The 19,386-nt window shown below is 63.9% G+C and carries 16 protein-coding genes; 2 read left to right on the plus strand and 14 right to left on the minus strand.

Annotated elements, in window-relative coordinates:
- Positions 1-28: 28 nt before the first annotated feature.
- The 7 genes from FBR05_04335 to rpsB all read right to left on the minus strand — a co-directional run bounded on the left by FBR05_04335 (position 29) and on the right by rpsB (position 5,894).
- Positions 29-1,180, minus strand: a complete 1,152-nt coding sequence (locus FBR05_04335) for a 1-deoxy-D-xylulose-5-phosphate reductoisomerase (protein MDL1871413.1) — start codon at positions 1,178-1,180, stop codon at positions 29-31.
- Positions 1,181-1,984, minus strand: a complete 804-nt coding sequence (locus FBR05_04340; protein MDL1871414.1) for a phosphatidate cytidylyltransferase — start codon at positions 1,982-1,984, stop codon at positions 1,181-1,183.
- A gap of 16 nt (positions 1,985-2,000) precedes the next feature.
- Entirely contained in the window at positions 2,001-2,693 is a 693-nt protein-coding gene (gene uppS / locus FBR05_04345) for a di-trans,poly-cis-decaprenylcistransferase (GenBank protein MDL1871415.1), read from the minus strand.
- A 39-nt stretch (positions 2,694-2,732) separates the two neighbouring features.
- Positions 2,733-3,290, minus strand: a complete 558-nt coding sequence (locus tag FBR05_04350; GenBank protein MDL1871416.1) for a ribosome recycling factor — start codon at positions 3,288-3,290, stop codon at positions 2,733-2,735.
- Between the two features lie 10 nt (positions 3,291-3,300).
- On the minus strand, positions 3,301-4,014 hold the full coding sequence (locus FBR05_04355) for a UMP kinase (GenBank protein ID MDL1871417.1): 714 nt from the start codon (positions 4,012-4,014) through the stop codon (positions 3,301-3,303).
- 4 nt (positions 4,015-4,018) lie between these two features.
- Positions 4,019-4,927, minus strand: coding sequence for an elongation factor Ts (locus FBR05_04360; protein MDL1871418.1), 909 nt, complete (start codon positions 4,925-4,927; stop codon positions 4,019-4,021).
- A gap of 82 nt (positions 4,928-5,009) precedes the next feature.
- Positions 5,010-5,894 carry a 30S ribosomal protein S2 gene (gene rpsB / locus FBR05_04365; protein ID MDL1871419.1) on the minus strand — a complete coding sequence of 295 codons (885 nt, stop codon included), beginning with the start codon at positions 5,892-5,894 and terminating at the stop codon, positions 5,010-5,012.
- Positions 5,895-6,099: 205 nt separating this feature from the next.
- Between rpsB and FBR05_04370 the strand changes: the two genes are divergently transcribed.
- Positions 6,100-7,092, plus strand: a complete 993-nt coding sequence (locus FBR05_04370; GenBank protein MDL1871420.1) for a tetratricopeptide repeat protein — start codon at positions 6,100-6,102, stop codon at positions 7,090-7,092.
- Between the two features lie 10 nt (positions 7,093-7,102).
- On the opposite strand, the gene FBR05_04375 is transcribed toward FBR05_04370, so the two are convergent.
- Positions 7,103-8,437: a PEGA domain-containing protein gene (locus tag FBR05_04375; protein ID MDL1871421.1), complete on the minus strand. Its 1,335-nt coding sequence runs from the start codon at positions 8,435-8,437 to the stop codon at positions 7,103-7,105.
- Here FBR05_04375 and FBR05_04380 point away from each other — a divergent pair.
- Positions 8,436-9,530, plus strand: coding sequence for a shikimate dehydrogenase (locus tag FBR05_04380; GenBank protein MDL1871422.1), 1,095 nt, complete (start codon positions 8,436-8,438; stop codon positions 9,528-9,530). The two genes, FBR05_04375 and FBR05_04380, sit on opposite strands and share 2 nt — an antisense overlap.
- Here FBR05_04380 and FBR05_04385 read toward each other — a convergent pair.
- From FBR05_04385 to glmU, 6 genes are all read right to left on the minus strand, one after another.
- Positions 9,511-10,647 carry a VWA domain-containing protein gene (locus tag FBR05_04385; protein ID MDL1871423.1) on the minus strand — a complete coding sequence of 379 codons (1,137 nt, stop codon included), beginning with the start codon at positions 10,645-10,647 and terminating at the stop codon, positions 9,511-9,513. The genes FBR05_04380 and FBR05_04385 overlap by 20 nt on opposite strands.
- A gap of 73 nt (positions 10,648-10,720) precedes the next feature.
- A complete protein-coding gene (locus FBR05_04390) occupies positions 10,721-12,190 on the minus strand; it encodes a hypothetical protein (GenBank protein ID MDL1871424.1) in 1,470 nt (489 codons plus the stop codon).
- Between the two features lie 31 nt (positions 12,191-12,221).
- Positions 12,222-14,402, minus strand: a complete 2,181-nt coding sequence (pcrA, locus tag FBR05_04395; protein ID MDL1871425.1) for a DNA helicase PcrA — start codon at positions 14,400-14,402, stop codon at positions 12,222-12,224.
- Complete coding sequence (locus tag FBR05_04400) at positions 14,399-16,138, minus strand: chloride channel protein (GenBank protein ID MDL1871426.1); 1,740 nt, start codon at positions 16,136-16,138, stop codon at positions 14,399-14,401. The genes pcrA and FBR05_04400 overlap by 4 nt, the downstream gene beginning before the upstream one ends.
- A complete protein-coding gene (gene glmS / locus FBR05_04405; protein MDL1871427.1) occupies positions 16,135-17,973 on the minus strand; it encodes a glutamine--fructose-6-phosphate transaminase (isomerizing) in 1,839 nt (612 codons plus the stop codon). The genes FBR05_04400 and glmS overlap by 4 nt, the downstream gene beginning before the upstream one ends.
- An 11-nt stretch (positions 17,974-17,984) precedes the next feature.
- Complete coding sequence (glmU, locus tag FBR05_04410; GenBank protein MDL1871428.1) at positions 17,985-19,358, minus strand: UDP-N-acetylglucosamine diphosphorylase/glucosamine-1-phosphate N-acetyltransferase; 1,374 nt, start codon at positions 19,356-19,358, stop codon at positions 17,985-17,987.
- Positions 19,359-19,386 lie beyond the last annotated feature (28 nt).

The following is a 19,386-nucleotide window of genomic DNA, read 5'->3' on the forward strand; positions in this document are numbered from 1 at the left end:
TTTATAATCCTATCTAATTCTTCTCTTCTCAGGCCGCCGCCAGCTCCGAAGCCCGCTGTCGGGCCCACTGGTCGACGGCGACGATCTCCTCGAGGGACTTGGGCGTTACGCGCGCGTGGCCCTGCAGGGTCTCTTCCACCACCTTGGGGATCTGCAAAAAGGAGATCTTGCGGTCCAAAAATTGCTGTACCGCCACCTCGTTGGCGGCGTTGAGCACCGCCGGCATCGTGCCGCCCTCCGCCATCGCCCGCTTGGCCAATTTGAGGCAGGGAAACTTCTCCTCGTCGGGCTGGAAGAAGGTCAGGCCCGCCAGCTGCGTCAGGTCGAGCGAGGGCAGGTCGTTGGGCAGCCGGTCGGGGTAGCTGAGCGCGTAGGCGATCGGCACCCGCATGTCGGGCAGGCCCAGCTGGGCCATCACCGAGCTGTCCTGAAACTCGACCATCGAATGGATGATGCTCTGCGGGTGCACGCAGACCGCCAGGGCCTCGGGCGCGACGTCGAAGAGCCAGCGGGCCTCGATCAGCTCGAGGCCCTTGTTCATCAGGGTGGCCGAGTCGATGGTGATCTTGGCGCCCATCGACCAGTTGGGGTGCTTCAAGGCCTGCTCGACGGTGATGCTCGCAAATTCCTCTTTGGGCTTGTTGAGAAAAGGCCCTCCGCTGGCCGTCAGGATGAGCCGGCGGATGCGCTTGGGGTCCTCGCCGTTCAGACACTGGAAGATCGCGGAGTGCTCGCTGTCGACGGGGAAGATCTTGACGCCCCGCTGCCGGGCGGCGGCGTTCATGAATTCGCCGGCCACCACCATGGTCTCTTTGTTGGCGAGCGCGATGTCCTTCTTCGCCTGGATCGCGGCGTAGGTGGGCTCGAGGCCGGCGGCGCCGACGATGGCCGACACGACCGTCTGGGCCTCTGGATGGGTCGCGACGCGCACCGAGCCCTCGCGGCCCCAAAGAATTTCCGGGGCCTCGGCGCCCAACGCCTCGCGAAGCCGCACGGCGTCGGCCTCGGCCGTCACCGAAACCAAAGAAGGACTGAATTCGCGAATCTGCTCGAGCACCCGCTCGACGTTGCGTCCGCAGGCCATGGCCACGACTTGAAGCTGCTGCGGGTTGCGCCGGACCACGTCGAGGGTGGAGGTGCCGATCGAGCCGGTGGAACCCAAAAGGGCGATTTTCTTCATTCAGGATCTCCAGTACGCCGCATAGTAATAGACGATCGGCGAGGTGAAAAGCAATGCGTCGATCCGGTCGAGCAGTCCGCCGTGGCCGGGGATGAGGTTCCCGCTGTCCTTGACGCCGACGCTGCGCTTGAGCAGCGACTCGGAGAGATCCCCCAGCGGCCCGATCAACCCCACGCCGACGCCGACGATCAGGCAGTCTTGGATGCGGATCTGGCTCGAGATGAAGACCCGGCAGGCCAGGGCCCAGAGGACGCTCATGACGATGCCGCCGAGGAGTCCCTCGACGGTCTTCCCCGGCGAGATGTGGGGGGCGAGCTTGTGCCGCCCGAAGAGGCGTCCGGCGATATAAGCGCCCGTGTCGGCCCCGAAGGTCGAGCCCAGGACCAGGAAGAGCCAGAGCGGGCCGTCGGGAAGGTCGCGGATCAGACCCAAAAAGGACAGCAGCAGGCCGCAGTAGACCGCCGTCAGGAAGGTGGAGGCCACCTGCCCCAGCACCACCTCGATCGAATGGCGATGCCAGAGATAGAAGACGAAGCTCGCCATCAGGGCCGCGGGCACCGCGACGACCAGCGTCGCGAAATCGCGGGGTCCGAACATCGCCGCGACCGCAAGGCCCAAGGCCAATAGCGTCGCGAAGGCCGGCGAGCTGGAGGGATGCGCCGGCAGGATCATACGCGCGCACTCGTGGGCGGCCAGCGCGACGATCGCCGCGATGACCGCCTTCAGCGGGACCGCGGGCAGGTAGAGGATCAGCAGGATGACCGCGGCCGCGAGGATGACGCCGGTGATGATTCGTGTCCACATAGAATCGTCGCTTTTCCTATAAAGTCGCCCGCACCTGCTCGGTGGTGAGGCCGAAGCGTCGCTCGCGGCTTTGGTACTCGCGGATCGCCTCCTCGAGCTCCTGCCGGTTGAAGTCCGGCCAGAGGGTGTCGGTAAAATACAGCTCGGTGTAGGCCATCTGCCAGAGTAGGAAATTGCTGATGCGGTGCTCGCCGCTGGTGCGGATCAGGAGGTCGGGGTCGGGCAGCCCCTCGGTGTAAAGCTGACGGTCGAGCTCGTCCTCGCGGATGACGCGGGAGGCGTCGCCCTCGGCCAGGGCGCTGCGAACCATCTGGTTGACCAGCTCGGTCAGCTCGCTGCGCGAGCTGTAGCTGAGCGCCAGCACCAGGGTCATCTTCTCGCAGTGCCGGGTCTCGGCGATGGTCTTGGTCAATTCGCGCAAGACCCCCTCGGGCAGACGGTCGATCTGACCGATCACCCGCAGGCGGATGTCGTTTTTGATCAGCTTGGGGCGCTTCGCCACCAGGAAGTGCTTCAGTAGGTCCATCAGGCCCAGGACCTCGTCGGAGGGGCGATTCCAGTTTTCTTGGCTGAAGGCGTAGAGGGTGAGGTACTCGATGCCGATCTCGCGGCAGGCCTCGACGATGCCCTCGACGGTCTCGCTGCCGCGGCGGTGCCCCTCGAGTCGCGGCAGGTCGCGATTCCGGGCCCAACGCCCGTTTCCGTCCATGATGATGGCGATGTGCCGTGGGAGCTTGGCTTTATCCACTCAGACTTCCATCACTTCTTTTTCTTTGTGCTCGAGGGACTCGTCGACCTTCTTCACGTAGGAGTCGGTGAGCTTCTGCACCTCGGTCCCCAGGTGTTTGGCCTCGTCCTCGGGCATCTTCTTGTCCTTCTCGAGGGCCTTGAGCTCGTCCAAGGCCTCGCGGCGGACGTGGCGGATGGCGACCTTGGCCTCTTCGCCGTACTTGCGCGCGAGCTTGACCATCTCCTTGCGGCGCTCCTCGTTGAGCGCGGGGATGGGGATGCGGATCAGCTTGCCGTCGTTGGCCGGGGTGAGGCCCAGGTCGGACTTGATGATCGCCTTCTCGATCAGCGGAATCGCGGTGGCGTCCCAGGGGCTGATCGTGATCATGCGCGGCTCGGGGACGCTGAGCGTGCCGACCTGGTTGAGAGGTGTCGGCGTTCCGTAATAGTCGACGCGGATGTCATCGAGCATCGAGGTCGAGGCCCGACCGGTGCGGACTTTGGCGAGCTCGCCGCGGAAAGCGGCCAGGCATTTTTCCATGCGATCTTTGGACTTGTTCAACACGGGATGCGACATGCGTATTCTCCTAGACGACGGTCGTTCCGATGTTTTCTCCCAGGACGACCTTGCGGATGTTGCCTTTTTGAAAGAGGTCGAAGACCACGATCGGCATCTTATTGTCCATGCACAGCGAGATCGCGGTCGAATCCATCACCTTAAGGTTTTTATTGAGGACGTCGAGATAAGTGAGCGAGTTGAAGCGCTTGGCGCCGGGGTTGAGCTTGGGGTCGCTGTCGTAGACGCCGTCGACCTTGGTGCCCTTCATGATGACGTCGGCGCCGATCTCGACGGCGCGCAACGCCGCGGCCGTGTCGGTGGTAAAGAAGGGGTTGCCGGTGCCGGCCGCGAAAATGACGACGCGGCCCTTCTCGAGGTGCCGGACGGCGCGGCGGCGGATGTAGGGCTCGACCAGCTGGTGGATCTCGATGGCGGAGAGCACCCGCGTGAAGACCCCGGTCTTCTCGAGGAAATTCTGCAGCGCCATGGCGTTCATGACCGTCGCCAGCATGCCCATGTAGTCGCCGGTCGCGCGGTCGATACCTTCTTTCTCGCCGCCCATCCCGCGGAAGATGTTGCCGCCGCCGATGACGATGGCGATCTCGATGCCGAGCGCGGTCAGGTCTTTCAGCTCCTCGGCGATCGCGCCGACCACTTGGGAGTTGATGCCGTAACCCTCGCTGCCCATCAGGGACTCGCCGCTGAGCTTGAGCAGGATGCGTTTGTATGCGGGTTTCGCCATGGGATTATTTTCCGAGCTGCTTCGCGACCTCGGCCGCGAAGTCTTCTTCTTTCTTGGCCATCCCCTCGCCCACCTGGAAGCGGACGAACTCGACGATGCGCGCGGAAGGATCGCTCTCTTGCAAGTGCTTCAATACGGATTTCTTGCCGCTGGGGTCTTTGATGAAGGCCTGCTCTTGGAAACAGACCTCGGCGGCGAACTTGCCCAACTTGCCCTCGACGATCTTCTCGAGCATCTCCTTGGGCTTGCCGCTGTCGGCGAGCTGGGCCAGGTAGATCTCGCGTTCCTTGGCCTTGACGTCCTCGGGGATCTGCTCGCGGTGGACGAAGCGCGGGGCCGAGGCGGCCACGTGCATCGCCAGGTCCTTGAGCAGCTCGTCGCCCAGCTTGGCGGCCTCGCCCTGCACCTTGACGAGGGCGCCGATCTTGTTGCCCATGTGCAGGTAGGCGCCGAATTTCTCGTTGGGCTGGGCCTGAAGGATCGCGAAGCGACGGATGGAGATGTTCTCGCCGATCTTGGCGACCAGCTCCTTGGTCAGGGTTTCGTAGTTGGAGGCGGCGCCGGCGGGCGTCTGCTGCAGCAGCGCCGCGAGGTCGGCCGGCCTCTGCTTGGCCACATGTTGGGCGACGCCCTTCACGAAGTTTTGGAAGTCGGGGGTCTTGGCGACGAAGTCGGTCTCGGAGTTGACCTCGACGATGGCCGCCACGTTGCCTTCGACGGCGACGTCGACCAGGCCCTCGCTGGCCAGGCGCCCGGCCTTCTTGCCGGCCGAGGCCATGCCCGCCTTGCGCAGGTGTTCGACGGCCTTTTCCATGTCGCCCCCGCTTTCGTTGAGGGCCTTCTTGCAATCCATCATCCCTGCGCCGGTCTTCTCGCGCAGCTCTTGGACCATTTTTGCGGTGATTTCTGCCATAGGGAACTCCTGAATCGGTTGGCGCGGACTTGTGCGAACCGCGCGAAAAACGGGGCGGCCCGTTTGGGCCCGCCCCCGCGAATTACTCTTCGGTCTCGGGTTTGGCTTCGGGAGCGGCCTCGGGCTCGACGCGGGCGCTGTAGCTGCCCTCCTCGATCTCCTCCTCGCCGGCGGCGGCGTCGCCGCGGCCGACATAGGCGGAGGCCTTCTCGCCCTTCGCCTCGCGGACGGAGGGCTTCTCCTCGTCGCCGCGCTCTTGGCCGCCGCGGCGGGCCTGGGCCTCGCGGAGACGCAGTCCCTCGAGAACCTTGTCGGCGACCGCGCTGACGAAGAGCTTGATCGAACGTAGGGCGTCGTCGTTGCCGGGCACCAGGTGGTCGATGGGATCGGGATCGCAATTGGTGTCGCCCAGGGCCACGATGGGAATGCCCAAGACGTTGGCCTCGTGCAACGCGATGTGCTCGAGGTTGGGGTCGATCACGACCATCACGCCGGGAAGCCGGGTCATGTCTTGGATGCCGCCCAGCGAGCGCTGCAGCTTCTCGATCTCGCGATCGATCATCAAAATTTCTTTCTTGGAAAGAACGGCAAAAGTTCCATCCTCTTTCTTTTTCTGCAGATCCTTGAGCCGGTCGATCGAGGACTTGATGGTGCGGAAGTTGGTCAGCGTGCCGCCCAGCCAGCGGTTGGTGACGTAGTACATGCCGCAGCGCTTGGCCTCTTCCTCGATGACGTCCTGCGCCTGCTTCTTGGTGCCGACGAAGAGGATGTCGCTGCCGTTGCCGACGGCCTCGGCGATGAAGTCGAGGGCCTCGCGGAACAGCTTGACGGTCTTGGAGAGGTCGATGATGTGGACGCCGTTGCGGACCCCGTAGATGAAGGGCTTCATTTTGGGATTCCAGCGGCGGGTGAGGTGGCCGAAGTGCATGCCTGCTTCGAGCAGGTCCTGCATCGAGACGTTATTCATATTTTTCCTTTCGGGTTATGCCTCCACGGCCTCCTTCGTCCTTCCCTGATCCCTCGCGGGACACCCGAGGCTTGGACTTTGGGCGGAAGCCGTGTGTGAATTTGGTTGAAACCTTGAAGCCCGAGGCGCCGTCTTAGGGAAGGACCTCGAAATTAAAGGGTTTTTCCCCCTAGCATGCTCGTGCTATGATGACAACAGGAGTTTTATGAGCCGAGCCTTTTCCAAAAACCTCTTTATATTATTGGTCTTTTTCTCAAGTGCGCTGGTCGCGGCGCCGGCCCGCGCTCAGTCCCAAGACTTCGAATTTTACAAGAAATACGGTCACGCCAGCAAACAGTGGAACGACTACGTCCAGCAGGGCTTCGCCGCCTACGACCGGCAGAACTGCGAGGAGGCCATGACGGCCCTGAAACAGGCCATCGCCGCCCAATGCCAGGACGCCCTGGTCTATTACAAGCTCGCCGTCTGCTCGGAGGTGGCCGGCACGCCCTACACCGCCCTGCAGTACTACCAGCTGGCGGAGGAGAAGCTCGGCAAGCTCGAGGTCCTGCACCCCTACCAGAAGGACATCTTCGAGAGTTACGGCCGCGCCCTCTTTCAGGCCAAGCGCTTCGACGAGGCCTTTCCCTACCTAGTGCGCGCCGCGGCGGTGGGCACGCCGAGCTTCGGCCTCTATTACATGGTGGGATTTCTCTACGCGAAGAAGGGGGACACGAAGGCGGCGGTGGAATTCTTCGACAAGGCCCTGGCCCAGGACACCAGCAAGGCGCCGCCGCAGATCCTCGCGGTGGTCTATCGGGAGGTGGCCAAGTCTTATGCCAAGGAGAAGAACAACCAAAGGGCGATGGAGCTGCTAAAAATGGCCTTGGCGATCAATCCCAACGACACCGAGGCCAACCAGCTGAGGACTCAGCTCAGCCATATCCAAGCCCAAGAGACGCTCCTCCAGATGATCCATAGCGCCGAAGGCAAGGTCACCGGCCAAGAAAGCGCCCCCGGCACCTCGAAGCCGCCCCCGCCAGCGGCCTCGAAGCTGCCTCCCTTGGAGGGTCAAACGTTGAAAGACCCGACCCCGCCCTTGGGCACGGCCTCGGGGAGCTCCGCGCCGACGCAACCCGCACCCAGCGGGGGAAATACGGGAAGCGGAACGACCTTGCAGCCTTTGCAGCCCCTGCCGCCGGCGCCGTCGGGGAAATAATTCCGCTCTTTTACGGCGCCCTGCCGCTGGACCCGCTGATCGACACTGTCGCGTTGTTGTCCGACGCGGCGCTCCCGCCACCCTTGCCCAGCAGCAAGGCGCCGGTAGCCCCGCCCGCCACGGCCACGCCGACCAGGCCCCAAAGCCAGGGGCTCTTCCAGATGGATTTCTTCTTCTTGGTGCCGATGACGATCACGTCGCTGTCGGCGTATTTCTTGGGGTCTTTGGCGAGGTCGACCCGGGCGGCCTCGTTTAAGTCTTTCGCGATGTGGTTGGCGGCCGACCGGGTGTCCTTGGGCAGGTCCAAGACCTCGACCGACTGGTTTTTGTGCGAGGCTTGGTACTTGATGTCGATCATCCGCGCGGAGATCTTGTTGTTCCAGCCGATCTCCTCGACGCTGACCAGAACCACCTTGTCGAGGCGCAGGGCCTTCCCGACCGCCCCGCCCAGCCGGACCTGCTCGTCGACGTCGGAGAGGGAGGCGACGGTCAGGCCGTGGCGGTTTACGGAAGGATCGGAGACCTTCTCGAGGGAGAGCTTTTCGCGCAGGCCCTCGGGCTTGAGGTTCAATTTCATGGCCTGAGGCTTGTAACCGGGCGCGCGCAGGATCACGAAGTGCTCGCCCACCGTCCAGCGCTCGAGCTTCAGCGGCGTCGTCCCCTTGGGATTGCCGTTGAGGATCGCCTCGACCTTGGCGGGCGAGGACTGGATCTCGAGAGACGCGGACTTCGCCTTTTTCAAAAACTCGGCGCGGGCCTTCTGAAAGAGGGCGACCGTCTTGGGCGGGTACTGCAGCTCGGTGATCTCGCGCTCGGGGTCGAGGCGCACCGCCTCCTGAAAGGCCTCTTGGGCCCGCTTCGGGTCGTTGTTGCCCAGGTGGATATTGCCCAGCATCAGGTAGGCGTCGGTCAGCAAGAAGGGATCGGTCAGGGCGCCCTTGGCCGAGCGATAGCCCTGCGTCGTGCTTTCGAGCAGGGCGATACCTTCCTTGAAGTTGAAGGTCTTGTAGAACTCCTTGGCTTGGTCGAGATAGCGGTTGAGGCCCAGGGTATCGCCGCCCGAACCGGACAGGTTAGGGGAAGATTCGAAGAAGGCGTAAGTGGCCGGCTTGGGCAGGACCTCGAAGCCGCTCTGTCGCGTCAGCTCGTCGCGCATGGTGTCGGCGACCTTCTCGACCGCCTCGGGCTTGACCTTGCCGTCGTAGAGCTCGACGACGCCGACCTTGAGCTTGGCCGGCGAAGCGCCCGCCGCGGGACTTGCCTTCGCCCAAAGGCCCGGGGGCAGCAAGAGCTGCGCGGTGAGAAAATAGATGAGATAGGAAGATTTGCGAACGACCGCTTGCATGGAACCTCCGTCGGTACTTACCCATACGTGGCGTCGCCGCGAGGCGGGAAAAACACGTCCGTTCCCAGTAATCCAAGGCCCTATTTCGGTCAATACAAAATCCTTGCCGTGGGAGCCACCGACTCCCTACATTAACCCCATGCCCAAGACCAAGGTCCACAAACTGGCCGTGATCGGCGACCCCATCTCCCATTCCCTGTCCCCGGCCATGCACAACGCCGCCCTGCGCAAGCGCGGCGCCCCCTACCGCTACGAGGCCCTGCGGGTCCGACCCGAAAAATTGGAGGCCTTCCTGAAGGGCAAGGCGCGGGGCCTGGCGGGATTCAACGTGACGGTGCCCCATAAAGAGGCCGTCCTCCCCCACCTCCATCGCCTGGCCTACGAGGCCGAGCTGATCGGGGCGGTCAACACCGTCGTCAACCGCGACGGCGAGCTGGTCGGCTTCAACACCGACGGCGCGGGCTACCTGATGAGCCTGCACGCCGACAAGAAATTCGACCCGCGCGGCAAGCGCGTCGTCATCCTGGGCGCCGGCGGGGCGGCCCGCGCCCTCGCGGTGGTCTTGAGCCTAGCCCGCGCCCGCTCCGTCACCGTCGCCAACCGTACGCCCAAGCGCGCCGAGCAGCTGGCGCGCGAGCTCGCCTTCCGCTTGCCGAAGTCCAAACTTCTGGCCTGCCCCCTGGAGGGAAAGGACTTGGAGTCCGCCTTGAAAAGCTGCGACCTGCTGATCAACACGACGCGGGTGGGCCTGGGCGGCACCTCCTTCGTGGATTTTCCCTGGGAGAAGCTCCCGCGCCGGGCCCTGGTGAGCGACATTGTCTATACCCCTCGCATGACGCCCTTCTTGAAGGCGGCCAAACGGCGCGGACATCCCATCCATACCGGCGAGGGGATGCTGGTCTTCCAAGGAGCGCTGGCCTTCGAAATTTGGACGGGCCTGAAGCCCGACGTCCGGCTGATGCGCCGCGAGCTGCTCCGCCGGCTGGCGGTGAAAAATCGGGGCTCCGCCCCGGTCCGAAAAAAAAGGCCCCGCCGCGGCGGGGCCTTGAGACCCTTACCCAAAAAATCCCGCCTTAAGGGCAGACGAAGCTGAAGTTCCCGCTCAGGCCGGTACCTTCGATCGCCATGCGGCCTTCGACCGTGCCGATGCAGGCGGAGGGATCGCTGAGGACGAACTCGGCGATGTTGAAGCCCTCGGTCGCCGCACCGGCGACGGCTTGGAAGATCGGCGTCAAGGCGTCGGCGGTCTCGGCCTTCGCGAAGATCCCGCCCTTGGCATTGGCGATCGTCTGCAGATCGGCCAGGCCCTGGACGGAGAAGCCCGTGCCCAAGCCGACCACGTTGGCGATGACGTCATTGGCTTGCAGGCAGTTGACCACGTCCTCGACCGTGCCCGCGTCGGTGTTGTCGCCGTCGGAAAGCAGCAGGAGCGACTTCACGAAATCCGAGGGCAGTTGCTGCGCACCGGCGGTATTTTGACCGAAGCGCTGGCAAAGCTCGGTGGCCGAGGCGAAGAGCGGCGTCGAGCCGAAGTCCCCGACCTTGGCATTGATCTCGGTCTTGGCATTCGCGACGTTGGCGTCGATCGCCGCGGCCCAATCCGCCAGCACTCGGGTATAGCTGTAAGGCGGGTTGGTGGGATCCCAGCCCAGGCCCGAGGTGGTGAAGTCGTAGGCCGCGAAGAGGTTTTCTTGGGATTTCTGGCTTAGGATGTCGAGGAAGTCGCCCGCCGCCTCCTTGCGCAGGCCCGCGGGATCGCTGATCGCCATGCTGCCGCTGCTGTCCAACAGGATGCCGACGCCGAGCTTGCTGTCGTCGGCGGCCTGCGGGGCCTGGGAGCTCAGGTTGCTCAAGTTGCAGGTGAGTCCCGCCGGCTGGTCGATGAAGCATTGAATATCACCGGTCGCCGCCATCGCTTGGCGGATGATCAGATTCATGAGGGCCAGGCGCAGCCGCGGGCTGAGCCGGGAACTCTCCTCGAGGGCCAGGATGGGATTGCCCGCCGCGTCGGCGACGACGAAGTTGACGTTGAACTTGCCGCTCGCGGCAAAGTCGGCCGCCGGGCTGGCGGTCCCGAAGGTGGTGAGGGTCTTGGCGTCGGCGAAGGCGCCGTTGCCGCCTCCCTCCCCGCCTCCACAGGCCGAGAGTCCGCCCGCCAAGGCGCCGAGGGCAAAAGCTGTACATGAAATGCGTCGTAAGGTCGAAAGCATCGTTCCTCCAAGGATGGTTGGTGTCGTGACGTGCCCCGCGCGCACAGACCCGGCGGGCCTTTGCGGAGTTAAATTATTTTTCGTTTTTCTCGGAGGTGGGAGGCGCCAGAGTGGCCACCTCGGCGGGGCCGGCGCCAGGGAGGCTGCGGCGGGCGCGCACTTTTTGCTCCCGCGGGGAAACCGCCTCGCGCGGGGCGCTCAGGCGCCAGATCCGAGCGATGTCGGGGCGGCGCAGAAAGCTCTCCCGCTGCTCGGCGCCGAGGCCCGAGGCGATGCGCTCGACGACGGCACGGGCCTTTTGCAAAAAGGCCTCGGCGGAACCGAACTCTTTCAAACGCCGCGCGGCGAGGCTCATGTGGAACCAGAACTGAAGCCAATCCTCGGCGCGGCCGAGCTTCTCCCCCTCGTGGGAAAGCAGGTGGAGGTCGTCCTGCACCCATTTTCCCGAAAAGGCGCCCAGCGAGAAACGACACAAGTACACCGAATGCTCGAGGGCCGGATAGCCCTTCAGGTCTTCCCAGGCCGAGACCTGGTCGATGAGCGATTGGGCCTCGCGGATCAGGTAATGCTCCATGAGCGGGGCGGAGATCGAAAGCAGGACCTCGAGCTTGCCGGCCAGGTCGCCCTGGGCCTCGAAGCCGCGCGCCGCGTCCTCGAAGATGCGGAAGGCCGCGGCCATCCGGCCCAGGACGATCTCGAGCTTGCCCTGCAGGAGCTGCTCGTAGGGCGCCAAACGGGAGAGTTCGGGCGCGGCGAGCAGCCCGCGCACCTTCTTGAGCGAGGCGTCCGCTTCGCGCATCAGCCCCATGCCGATAAAGACCTGCGTCATGTGCAGCCGGATGACCGTCTGCTCGAGCGGCAGCTGCTCGCCGGCGAGGCGCCCCCGGCATTGCTCGAGCAACCCCAAGGCCTCGCCGTACTTTCCCTGCTCGACCAAGGCCGCCGCGAGACTTTGCGCGGTGCGCACCCAGGCGGCCGAGTCCTTGGTGCCGTCCAAGGCCTGCAACGCCGCCCGGTACGGGGCTTCCGCTGCGTCGAAGCGCCCGAGGTGGCAGTCGAGGTTGCCCAGTTGGCGGCCCGCCTGCGCCGCCTGGTTGCCGTCGGCGGCGAAGCTCAAGGCGCGCTGCAAATACTTGCGGGCCTCTTCGAACTGGCCGGCGGCGGAAAGGACTTGGCCGCTGCGCAGGTTCCAGAGGAAGCTCTCCGTCCCCAGGCCGGCGCGCTCGGCGTGATGGGCCAGGAGCCCGGCCAGGGTGTCGGTGTCTTGTTGCGAGGCCATGTAGTCGAAGAGCCTGCGGTGAAGGGCGACGCGCTCCTCGTCGGAAATTTCTCGCAAGACCGATTCCGCCGCGCCGGGATCGGCCCAGCGCCAATAGGGCGGCTCGCCCCCGCTGCGCAGCGCCTTATCCTCGGCCAGCAGGGAATGCAGCGCACCCTCGAGGGCCGAGCCTTCGATTCCGGTGACCGCCTGCAAAAAAGCGGCGCTCATCCACCCGGGATGGGCGGCCAAGGCGCGGGAGACGGTTTTTTCGACGGAATCCATCGCTGCCGCCAGTGTAACCTGTTTGCAAGACCTAGCCAAGGATGGTGAGATTGGAAAATTTCGCGAGCAGCTTCTTGCGGTCGCCCGACTGGAAGGCCACCGTGACCTTCCGGTCGTCCGCCCCGCCCTCGCAGAGCTGGATGGTGCCGACGCCGAAGACGGGGTGCCTCACCTTGGCGCCCACCTTGTAGGGGTTGCTGGGATCTTCCTTGGGCTTGGCGGGGGCCTTCAGCCAGGTGGCCCGCGGCAGGTCCTCGTCGTCGTCGCGATAATCGTCCCGACCCCAATCCGAGGGAGGGGGCTCGATGCGCTCGAGCAGCTCCGTTGGGACGTCCTCGAGGAAGCGCGAAGGCAGGTTGAACTGCTCGTTGCCGAAGACACGCCGCCGCTCGGCGTTGCAGAGGAAGAGGCGCTTGCGGGCCCGCGTCATGCCGACGTAGGTGAGGCGCCGCTCCTCGTCCATTTCCTCGGGGGTGTCCAAGGAGCGAATGTGCGGCAACAGGCCCTCCTCCATCCCGACGAAGAAGACCACGTCGAACTCGAGGCCCTTCGCCAGGTGCAGGGTCATCAGCGGCAGGGCCTGGCTCTTGTCGTCCAACTTGTCGATGTCGCTGACCAGCGAGACCTGGTCGAGGAAGCCTTGCAGGCTGGGCTCGGTCGTTCCGGCCTCGTAGTCGGCGACGACGTTGACCAATTCCTCGAGGTTCTCGATACGGCCTTCGGCCTCAAGGGTGTCCTCGGCGCGCAGCTCTTCCAGATAGCCGCTGCGCTCGATCAGGGTCTGGACGAAGTGCGAGAGGCGCTCGCCCTTCATCATGGCCTGCAGGTTGAGCAGGAGCTGGTGGAAGGCGAGGATCTTCTTGGCGGTCGTGCCCGTCACCCCCGCCTCCCCCGCCAGCGGCAGCGCGTCGAAGAACGACAAGCCCCGCTGGGCCGCGAATTGCTCGAGCTTCTCCACCGTCACCTTGCCGATGCCGCGCCCCGGCACGTTGATGATGCGCCGCAAGTGCAGGCCGTCGGCCGGATTGGCCAAAACCCAGAGGTAGCTCAGGATGTCCTTGATCTCCATGCGGTCGTAGAAGCGGGTGCCGCCGTAGATGACGTAAGGAATATTCTGCCGGCGCAGCTCGTCTTCGAAGACCCGGGACTGGGCGTTGGTGCGGTAGAAGACGGCGAAATCCGCCAACCGCAAGTCCCCGGCCTCGCGCAGCCGCTGGATCTGCTGGACGACGAAGGCGGCCTCCTCTTTGTCGGTGCGGCCGGTGTAGTAGACGATGCGCTCGCCGGCCTCGTTCTCGGTCCAGAGGGTCTTGTCCTTGCGGTGGGCGATGCGCCGGACCACCTCGCCGGCGGCCTTGAGGATGTTCTTCGTCGAGCGGTAATTCTGCTCCAGCTTGATGACGGTCGCGTTGGGAAAATCTTTCTCGAAATCGAGGATGTTGCGCACGTCGGCCCCGCGCCAGCGGTAGATGGACTGGTCGTCGTCGCCCACCACGCAGAGATTTTGCCGCTCGCCGGCCAGCAGCTGGATGAGCCGGTACTGGGCGCGGTTGGTGTCTTGGTACTCGTCGACCATCAGGTAATGGAGGCGGTCGCGATAGGCCTGCAGCACCTCGGGATGGCCCTCGAAGAGCTTGACCGGGAGCAGCAGCAGGTCGCCGAAGTCCACCGCGTTGTTGGCCTTCAATTTCTTGGCGTAGAGCTCGTAGACCCGGGCGACCTGCTCGTTGAAGAAGTCCTCGACGGGATAGGCCGCGGGCTCGATCAGTTCGTTCTTCGCCGCGTCGATCCGGGATTCGACCGCCCGAGGGTTGAAGATCTTGGGGTTGAGCTTCAGCTCCTCGAGGCATTCCTTGATCAGGGTCATCTGGTCGCCGTCGTCGTAGATGACGAAGCTCTCGCCGTAGTCGAGCCGGTTGGCGTGCTTGCGCAGAATCCGCACGCCGGCGGAATGAAAGGTCGAGATCCAGGTGTCGTCGGCGCGCTGCCCCAGCAGGCCGGCGACCCGCTCCTTCATCTCTCCGGCCGCCTTGTTGGTGAAGGTGACGGCGAGGATGTTCCAGGGGCTCACCCGCTTCTCGCGGATCAGGTGGGCGATGCGGTGCACCAAGACTCGTGTCTTGCCGCTGCCAGCGCCGGCGAAGAGCAAGAGGGGTCCGTCGACGGTCAGCACCGCCTCGCGCTGTTGGGGATTGAGATGGTTCAAGTTCATATTGGACTCGCGGCTTCGACGGATTCCCGGATTTCACGGTTATAGCAAGACAATATGTCCCTTCGCGAGACGAGTCCCAGCACCTTGCGGGACTCGCCTCCTTCCAGGACCGGCAGATATTCGATATTCTCGTCTCCGATTTTCAGTAACGCTTCCTCGAGGGTGTTTTCGGGCGTGACCGTCAGAACTTCCCGGGTCATGATATCTCCGACCACGACCACGTCGGCCACCTCTTCTTCGAAAACGACGGCCTGAAAGTCCTGCAAAGACACGATCCCCACCAAACCACCGTCCGGACCGAGAACGGGATAAGCATACTGTTTCGAATTGGGCAAGAGAGCGAGAAGCTCCCTCAGTCTGGTCTGAGGCGATACCGACAAAAAATCAGCCCTGAGAATTTCGCGAACCCGCTTCCTGCGCAGTACGTTGCGTCTTTCACCGTAGAAAACGCCCTTTTTGATCAACGAACGAGTGAAAACCGAACCCTTCATGACGATTTGGACGAGGATGGTGCTGATCGCGCAGGTGATCATCAACGGCAGGACAATGCTGTATTTCCCGCTCAGCTCGAATATAAGGATCACCGAGGTCAAAGGGGCCCCCGTCACCCCGGCCATGAGGGCTCCCATGCCAACCAAGGCGTAACTACCGGCCGTCGCGGTCGATTCTGGGAATAGCCGATGGGCTCCGTATCCGAAGGTATTACCGATCATCGCGCCTATGAAGAGGCAAGGAGCAAAAACGCCTCCCGTCCCGCCCGAGCCCAGGGTTAGGGAAGTGGCGACCATTTTCAATATTCCTAAGGCGGCGATGAAATACCAAAGGTATTGCCCTTCGAAAACGGCGTTGACCGTGGGATAATTGCTGAACCCGTGAAGTTGGGGAAAATAATAGGCGATCAAGGCCAGAAGAAAGCCCCCCAGCATGGGCTTGAGGAAACTGGGCATCTTTAAGCGCGAAAAACCTTCTTCGAAGCGCTCCAGACAAATCATGAACAGCATGCAGGCACCGGCGATCAAGAGAGCCATGGCCATATAGATGGGAATTTCCCAGGCGCTCTTGAGGTGAAAGGAGAAGGCCCCGCTGGTTAGGGCCGGAAACCCCGACACCTCCTGGAGGAGAGCGTTTGAGACGACGGTGGCAATGACCGAGGAAATCACGATCGGCGTGAAATGACGGACGGCTACGTCGCCGTGAAAAATCTCTAGAGCGAAGATCGCGCCGGTAATCGGAGCGTTAAAGGTAGCCGCGATCCCGCCCGCGGCCCCGCAACTAATGATCGTCTTGGCCAATTCTCCTTTCTTTTTCAGCAGGCTGCTTACAGCCGATCCTACCGTGGCTCCGATGTGGGCGATAGGCCCCTCCCTGCCGGAAGATCCCCCGCTTCCGATGGTCAACGCGGAAGTCAGGGCGCGCAACAATATGACTCTTTTCGGAAGCGGTTTCCCGAATTGCATCGCTTCCATGACGTCGGGCACCCCATGGGAAGCCCCTTCCTTCTTGAGAAGGAACTTCGCCGCCAAGCCGACAAGCAAACCTCCCAATGCCGGCATCAGGATTCTTCGCCACCCCGGCGCCAAAACCACCGCGGTGAAAGGGTTTTCGACTCCGCCGAAAAAACCATCCTGCATGAACCCGATCAGCCAGCGGTAAAACACCGCCGCCAGGCCGGACAAGACACCCACGAACAGACCCAAACCGATCAGTTGCGGACCTTGTTCCTTGAGCGCCTTCATTCCACCGTCACGCTCTTAGCCAGGTTGCGGGGTTGGTCGACGTCGTGACCGCGATGGTCGGCAATATAGTAAGCGAAGAGCTGCAGGGGCACGGCGCTGAGAATGGGGGTCAATAGCGGATGGGCCTTGGGCAGATAGATCACGTCGCCGGTCAGCTCGCGGATCTTCTTGTCGCCCTCGGTCGCCAGGGCGAGCACCGCGGCCTGGCGCGAGAGGACCTCTTGGATGTTGGAGGCCATCTTCTCGTAGTACTCGTCTTTCAGGGCGATCGCGACCACCGGCGAGCCGTGGTCGATCAAGGCGATGGGCCCATGCTTGAGCTCGCCCGCCGGATAGCCCTCGGCGTGGAGGTAGGAGATCTCCTTGAGCTTCAAGGCGCCTTCCAGGGCAATCGGAAACTGGGGCCCGCGGCCGATGAAGAGACAGTCGTCGCTGTGGGCGTACTTCAGGGCCAGCTCGCGGATGGCCTCGGACTGCTTGAGCACCTCCTCGATCTTGCCGGGCACCTCGAGGAGCTCGTGCAGGAAGGCCTCGGCGTCCTCCTTCTTAAAGGTCCCCTTCTTCCGCCCCAAGAGCAGGCCCACCAGGTGCAGGGTGACGATCTGGGCGGTGAAGGTCTTGGTCGCGGCCACGCCGATCTCGGGGCCGGTGTAGGTGTAGAGTACCGCGTCGCTCTCCCGGGCGATCGAGCTGTCGACGACGTTGGTGATGGCCAGGACCTTGGCCCCCTTGGCCTTGGCGTTGCGGATGGCGGTGAGGGTGTCGGCGGTCTCGCCCGACTGGCTGATCGCCACCACCAGGCTGCGCTTGTCGAGGATGGGGTCGCGGTAGCGGAACTCGCTGGCCTGCTCGACCATCACCAGGGTCTTCAGGTCGCGCTCGAGGAAATACTTGCCGACCAGGGCCGCGTGCCAGCTGGTGCCGCAGGCGACCAGGTAGATCTTGTCGACTTTTTCGATCTCGGCCTTCGACTTGAACAGCTCGGCCGCCCCGTCGCCGTAGACGTTGGACTTCACCAGGTCGAGATGCCCGCGCAGGGTGTCGGCCAGGGCCCGGGGCTGCTCGAAGATCTCTTTGAGCATGAAGTGCTTGTAGCCGGCCTTCTCGGCCATCGCGAGGGTCCAGGTGATCGTCTTGGCCTCGCGGCGCACCGCCTTGCCGCTTAGGTCTTGGACCTGGACGCCCTTGCGGTCGAGGACGGCGACCTCGCCGTCCTCGAGGAAGACGACGCGCTTCGTGTAGGGCAACAGCGCGGGTACGTCGCTGGCGACGTAATTCTCGCCCTCGCCCAAGCCCAGGACCAGCGGGCTGCCGCTGCGGGCGGCGTAGAGGGTCCCCGGCTCGCCCTCGCAGAGCATCGCCACCGCGAAGGAGCCGCGCAGCCGATGGAGGGCCTTGCGGAAGGCCTGGACCGTCGGCGTACGAGGACCCAGCTCTTCGTCGATGAGGTGAGCGATGATCTCGGTGTCGGTCTCGGAGGAGAAGTGGTGCCCCTTCTTGAGCAGGGCCTCGCGGAGCTCGGTGAAATTTTCGATGATGCCGTTGTGGACGACCGTGACCTTCCCGTAGCGGTGCGGGTGGGCGTTGGCCTCGCTGGGCCGGCCGTGGGTCGCCCAGCGCGTGTGGCCGATGCCGAGGCTGCCCTCGGGGCCCTTCGCCTGGACCAGCTCGCGAAGCTTGGCGAGCTTGCCCTGGGAACGCAGGATCTGCAGGCGGTCGCCGGCGACTACGGCGATGCCCGCCGAGTCGTAGCCGCGGTACTCGAGGCGCGAGAGGCCGTCGAGCAGGATCTCCGCCGCGGGTTTACCTCCGATGTATCCGACGATGCCGCACATATGGGTAGGACCTAATCCTTCCGGAACTTCTTCTTATACCCCTGAATGTTCTTCTGCGGAACCCGCGAAATCGCCAGGGCCCCCGGCGGGACGTCCCGCGTCACCGTGGTGCCCGCGCCAACGTAGGCACCCTTCCCCACCTTCACGGGCGCCACCAGCTGGGTGTCGCTTCCGATGAAAACCCCGTCGGCCAAAACCGTCTGGAATTTGTTCTTCCCGTCGTAATTGCAAGTGATGGTCCCGGCGCCCACGTTGACGCCCTTCCCGATCACCGCGTCGCCCAGGTAGCTGAGGTGGTTGGCCTTGCTGCCCTTTCCCAGCCGCGTCTTTTTTAATTCGACGAAGTTGCCGACGTGGGCCTCGGCGTCGATCAAGCTGCCGGGGCGCACCCGCGCGTAGGGCCCGACCACCGCCCCCGCCTTGACTTGGCAGTCCTCGAGATGGGTGTAGGCCTTCAAGGTCACGCCGTCGCCCACCGTCGCGTCGATCAGGACGCAGCCCGGTCCCACCACGCAGCCCTTGCCCAGGCGCGTGTTGCCGATCAGATGCACCCCGGCCGAAAGAAAACTGTCCTCGCCGATCTTGACGCCCGCGTCCACGTAGACAGCGTCGGGGTCCTGCATGCCGACGCCGTTCTCGAGGTGGGCACCGACCAGCTCTTGGTTGCGTATCTTTTGGAGATAGGCGAGCTCGCCGCGGGTATTGCCTCGCAGGATCTCGGCGCCGTCGGAGACCGAGACGCTATGCACGGGAATCCCCTGCCGGGCCGCGCAACCGACGACGTCAGTCAGGTAATATTCCTTCTTCACAGGATCCGGCCGGATCTGCGCCAGGGCCTTGCGCAAAAAGCCCGCCTCGGCGCAGTAGATGCCCGCGTTGATCTCGTTGATCTGGCGCTCCTCGGGGCTCGCGTTCTTCTCCTCGACGATTCCGTAAATGCGCCCCTCGCCGTCGCGCAGGATACGCCCGTAGCCGAAGGGATTGGCGACCACCGAGGTGACCAACGAGAGCGGCCGCGCCGCGCCCAGGCGCAACAGGCGCTTGAGCGTCTCGGGCCGCAGCAGCGGGACGTCGCCGCTCAAGATGAGGACGTGGCCGGAGAAATTTCCCAGGGCCTTGAGCCCGACTTGGACGGCGTGGGCGGTCCCGCGCCGCTCTTTCTGATGAGCAAAGACCAGCCCCTTGCGGCCCCGCAGCCGCGCCTCGACCTTGTCGCGGTCGTTGCCGAGGACGACGGCGATCTTCCGCGGCTGAACCGATTGCGCGGTGTCGAGGACGTAATCGATGAGCGGCCGGCCGCAGAGGGGGTGCAGGACCTTGGTGAGCCGGGACTTGAGCCGGGTGGAATTTCCCGCCGCGAGCACGATGACCGAGAGACCCTTCATGGTTTTTGGGCTTAGACGGATTTTAGAG

The organism is Deltaproteobacteria bacterium PRO3, assembly GCA_030263375.1.
Lineage (GTDB): Bacteria > UBA10199 > UBA10199 > DSSB01 > DSSB01 > DSSB01.